Below are 4,178 nucleotides of genomic sequence, written 5' to 3'. Positions count from 1 at the left end.
GAACTTTGAAAGGAGCCAGCAGATGCAATTCGATGCCCGTAAGCATGAGGCAGACCATGCCGACGGAGCACCCCAGACGGTTTGAGAATCAAACCAGAAACCGTCCACGGAACTGGGTCAACTCCAGGTTCAGGCAGGCCTTGAGCCTGGAGACCGAATCGTGCCCAGGTTGTCCCACCACGGCGAAGTACGGCGCCTCCTTGGGATCCGCCAGCAAGCCGCTCACCGCGTCGTCGACCACCTTGGATATGGCAGCCGGCGCATGGGCGTTGTCGCCCAGCGCGACCCACATGTCCGCGTTCTGCGGAAATTGACGTGCGACCGTCGTACCGCCGCCGCCACCGCAGGCGCTGAGTAGGCACGCGCAAGCCAGTGAGGCGGATGCAAAAGCCAGCTTCATGGAATCCTCGTCGAGTTGACATCGGCAATAGCGCCGACGAACCAGAGTACGTGGCGGATGACTCGACGGATTCAAAGACGATGCGGCAACCTACGGAAGTTGTCGGGTAAAGCTCTTCCTGGCCTCAGGGACCCGCCGGACGGGCGCCCCGCCGGGGCCCTGCCTGTCCAGCCGGCCGGCTGCTCATCAGTTGCTGGCGACGCTCAGCGACCCGTTGTTCACGCGCACGTGGGTGCCTGCGGCAATCGGCTGGCTCTGGCGAACCGTGCGCACGCTGCCGTCCTCCATGCGGACCTGCACCTCGTACTCGGTGGTGGCCCGGGCGGTCTTCTCGACCTCGTTGCCTGCGAAGGCGCCGCCCAGGGCGCCCAGCACGGTGAGGGCGGCCTTCCCATTGCCGCCGCCCATCTGGTGGCCCAGCAGGCCACCGGCCACGGCGCCGCCGCGGGCGCCTACGCTGGCAACGAGGTGCAGAAGCAGGTCAACAGCAGGCAGGTCTGGGTGACCCGCGTGCGCATGCAGGACGGCAGCGAGCGCAGCTTCGAGCACGCGAACAAGCCGGGCTGGGGCACCGGCCACATCGTGAAGGTGCTGGACAACGGCACCCTCGCGCAGCCCTGAGACCAGGCCCCGGGCGCACCTGCGCACCGGCGCGACCTGGCGCCAGGCCGCAGGTCCCCACATGAAGAAGCCCGGCCCCGCGTAGCCCGCGTCCTACCCCGGGCGCCGCCCGGCGCCGATGGCCTGCGCGCTGCGATCGCCTGAGCATTCGCGCATGGCGGATTCCTCGCGCGCGCAGTCCACGGCCGATCATTTTTCCGCGGGTGCAGGTCCGCATCCGGGCGGGGCCGCGGCCAGGCTGGCCCGGGCACCGGCCTGGGTGCGGCGTCTGTGGGCGCGCGTCATGCGGCCCTTCAGCGCCTTGAAGCGCGCCGGGGGCCTCTGGAGTCACGCGGGCGGCCTGAGCATGAGCGCCGCCATGTCCTTCTACGGCATCCTCAGCCTGGCCCCGCTGCTCATCGTGGTGGTCGCGATCTTCGGCCTCTGGATGGACCGCAGTTCGCTGCAGTCGGGCCTGGTGCGCCAGATCGGCGCGGTGGTGGGGGCGCAGGGCGCCAGCGTGATCCAGGGCGCGCTGCAGAGCGCGCAGACCCCCTCTGAGGGCATCGTCGCCTCGCTCATCGGCTTCAGCGTGCTGCTGTTCGGTGCCACCGGGGTCTTCACCGAGCTGCAGCAGGCCTTCGAGCGGGTGTGGTCGGAGGGCGGCGTGGCGCCCGCGTCGCAGGGCTGGTGGCACACGGCCTCGCTGCGCCTGCGCGGCGTGGCCTACATCCTGGCCTTCGGCTTCCTGCTGCTGGTCTCGCTGGCGGTCACCACGCTGCTGGACCTGGCGTCGAGCTGGGCCGGCGGCTGGATCGCCTTCAAGTGGCTGCTGCGCCTGCTGAGCGAGGCGCTGGCCTTCGGCATCTGCACCGCACTCTTCGTGGCGCTGATGCGCATCAGCGCCGGGCCCAAGCCGCGCATGCGCTACCTGGTGGTGGGCAGCGCGATCGGCGCGATCTTCTTCACCCTGGGCCGCCACCTGTTGGCGCTGTACCTCTCCACCGCCGCCGTGGTGTCGTCCTATGGCGCGGCGGGCTCGCTGGTGGTGATGCTGATGTGGATCTACTTCTCCTCGGCCGTGCTGCTGTTCGCGGCGGGTTGCGCGCGCGCGCTGGAGGACACCCATCCTGCGGCGGCGCGGCCGCCACCCGGTGCGCCGGGCGCGGTGCCGCCGGGCCGCGGGGCGGGCTGAGGCTGGCGCCTGGCGCGCGAGGGGCGCGATGTGCGGCTGGGGCGGCCCATGCCCTGGGCCGCGGGTCCTGGCACGCGCGAGGCCTTGCCAGGCGGCGCAAGCCCGGTCCCGGCCGGGTCAGCCCTGCACGGCGCCCAGCCCGCGCCGGTATTGGATGGCTTCCGCCACATGTGCGGCCTGGGTGGCCTCGCTGCCGGCGAGGTCGGCGATGGTGCGGGCCACGCGCAGCGCGCGGTGGGTGGCGCGTGCGCTCCAGCCCAGGCGCTCCGCCGCCCACTGCAGAAACTGCGCCGCCGCCGCGTCCAGCCCGGCGTGGCGCTCGATGGCCCGGCCCTGCAGCGCCTGGTTGGGCAGGCCCTGGCGGCGGGCCTGCATGTCCCGCGCCGCGACGCAGCGGGCGCGAACCGCGGCGCTGGGCTCGCCGTCGCCGGTGCGCAGCAGCTCCGCGGGTGAGAGGGCCGGCACCTCGACGTGCATGTCGATGCGGTCCAGCAGGGGGCCGCTGAGCTTGCCCTGGTAGCGGGCCACCTGGTCGGGGGTGCAGCGGCAGGCGTGGGTGGCCGAGCCCAGCCAGCCGCAGGGGCAGGGGTTCATGGCGGCGACCAGCTGGAAGCGGGCGGGAAATTCCGCCTGCTGCGCCGCGCGCACGATGTGGATGCGCCCGCTCTCCAGCGGCTCACGCAGGGCCTCGAGCGCCGCCCGCGGAAATTCGGGCAGCTCATCCAAGAACAGCACGCCCTGGTGCGCCAGCGAGATCTCGCCGGGCCGGGGCGGCGAGCCACCGCCCACCAGGGCCACCGCACTGGCCGTGTGGTGCGGGCTGCGTGTGGGCCGCCGGCCCCAGTCGGCCAGGCGGAAGCTGCCGCCCAGGCTGGCCACCGCGGCGCTTTCCAGGGCCTCTTCGTCCGTCAGCGGGGGCAGCAGGCCGGCGAAGCGCTGCGCCAGCATGGACTTGCCGGCGCCCGGCGGCCCCAGCAGCAGCAGGCTGTGGCCCCCCGCCGCCGCGATTTCCAGCGCCCGGCGCGCCCCGGCCTGGCCTTTCACCTCGGCCAGGTCGGGGTAGTCGGGCGCGGGGGCGCGCGGCTGCGCCTGCAGGGCCGACCAGCCCGGTCCGGGCGCCAGCGCCTGGGCCTGGGGGGCCGCGCCTTCACCCGGGGGCAGGAAGCGGGCGACCACGTCCAGCAGGTGGGCGGCCCGCCAGACCCGCGCGCCCGGCACCAGGGCCGCCTCCTCGGCGCTGCCGGGGGGCAGCACCAGGCGCGTCTCGCAGCCCTGGGCCTGCAGGGCCAGGCTCATGGCCAGGGCGCCGCGCACCGGCCGCAGCTCGCCCGACAGGGACAGTTCGCCGGCGAACTCCCAGCCGGCCAGCGCCGCCGCATCCACCTGGCCGCTGGCGGCCAGCAGGGCGAGCGCGATGGGCAGGTCCAGGCGGCCGGAATCCTTGGGCAGGTCGGCCGGCGCGAGGTTGATGGTGATGCGCTTGTTGTGCGGAAACTCGAGCCCGCTCTGCAGCAGGGCGGCCCGTACCCGCTCGCGCGATTCCTTGACCTCGACGTCGGCCAGGCCCACCAGGGTGAAGCTGGGCAGGCCGTTCGCCAGGTGCGCTTCCACCGCCACCGGCACCGCGCGCAAACCCAGCAGCGCACGGCTTTGCACCAAAGCAAGGCTCATTTCCAGGCTCCTCCCTGTTCCAGTGCGCGGCGCGCCCGGGACGCTTCAAGCCGGCGCATGTGCACCTTTGAAGTGCATTTTTTGCTCAGCCTGGAGTCAGTTGACCCCAATCCGGGCCCTGCAGGAGGGCTTGCGGTACGGCGTGTGACATATGGCACGGCTCGTGCTTTGAAGGACCCACATCGCCTTTTTTCATCAGGAGAACTCAGTGGAAATGAAGCTTGCCCAGAAGATGGCCCTGGCCGCCGCCCTCGCCGCCGCCGGTGTCGCAGCCCATGCGCTGCGACACCGGCGGCGGCGAGGGCGGCGGCC

5 protein-coding genes are annotated in these 4,178 nt (G+C 72.5%); 2 read left to right on the top strand and 3 right to left on the bottom strand.

Translation table 11 applies throughout. The features are described 5' to 3' along the window. Positions 1-88: 88 nt before the first annotated feature. Both IM725_RS19645 and IM725_RS20550 read right to left on the bottom strand, forming a co-directional pair. Positions 89-400 carry a hypothetical protein gene (locus IM725_RS19645; protein ID WP_227753973.1) on the bottom strand — a complete coding sequence of 104 codons (312 nt, stop codon included), beginning with the start codon at positions 398-400 and terminating at the stop codon, positions 89-91. 186 nt (positions 401-586) lie between these two features. Next, positions 587-835: an outer membrane lipoprotein gene (locus IM725_RS20550; protein WP_407692542.1), complete on the bottom strand. Its 249-nt coding sequence runs from the start codon at positions 833-835 to the stop codon at positions 587-589. On the opposite strand from IM725_RS20550, the gene IM725_RS20545 reads away from it, so the two are divergent. Continuing rightward, positions 812-1,021, top strand: a complete 210-nt coding sequence (locus tag IM725_RS20545) for a hypothetical protein (protein WP_227753974.1) — start codon at positions 812-814, stop codon at positions 1,019-1,021. The two genes, IM725_RS20550 and IM725_RS20545, sit on opposite strands and share 24 nt — an antisense overlap. A gap of 283 nt (positions 1,022-1,304) precedes the next feature. Further along, positions 1,305-2,195, top strand: coding sequence for a YihY/virulence factor BrkB family protein (locus tag IM725_RS19635; RefSeq protein ID WP_227753972.1), 891 nt, complete (start codon positions 1,305-1,307; stop codon positions 2,193-2,195). 117 nt (positions 2,196-2,312) lie between these two features. Here the strand turns inward: IM725_RS19635 and IM725_RS19630 are convergent, their stop codons facing one another. Continuing rightward, a complete protein-coding gene (locus tag IM725_RS19630; protein ID WP_193782332.1) occupies positions 2,313-3,866 on the bottom strand; it encodes a YifB family Mg chelatase-like AAA ATPase in 1,554 nt (517 codons plus the stop codon). Between the last annotated feature and the right edge of the window lie 312 nt (positions 3,867-4,178).

The organism is Ramlibacter aquaticus, from assembly GCF_015159745.1.
In the GTDB taxonomy this organism is placed as follows: domain Bacteria; phylum Pseudomonadota; class Gammaproteobacteria; order Burkholderiales; family Burkholderiaceae_C; genus Ramlibacter; species Ramlibacter aquaticus.
This window is presented reverse-complemented; position numbering and strand designations above follow the sequence as displayed.

Coding starts and splice junctions, on each gene's coding strand:
- IM725_RS19645 (WP_227753973.1), bottom strand. CDS start 400: ATGAAGCTGGCTTTTGCATCCGCCTCACTGGCTTGCGCGTGCCTACTC.
- IM725_RS19635 (WP_227753972.1), top strand. CDS start 1,305: ATGCGGCCCTTCAGCGCCTTGAAGCGCGCCGGGGGCCTCTGGAGTCAC.
- IM725_RS19630 (WP_193782332.1), bottom strand. CDS start 3,866: ATGAGCCTTGCTTTGGTGCAAAGCCGTGCGCTGCTGGGTTTGCGCGCG.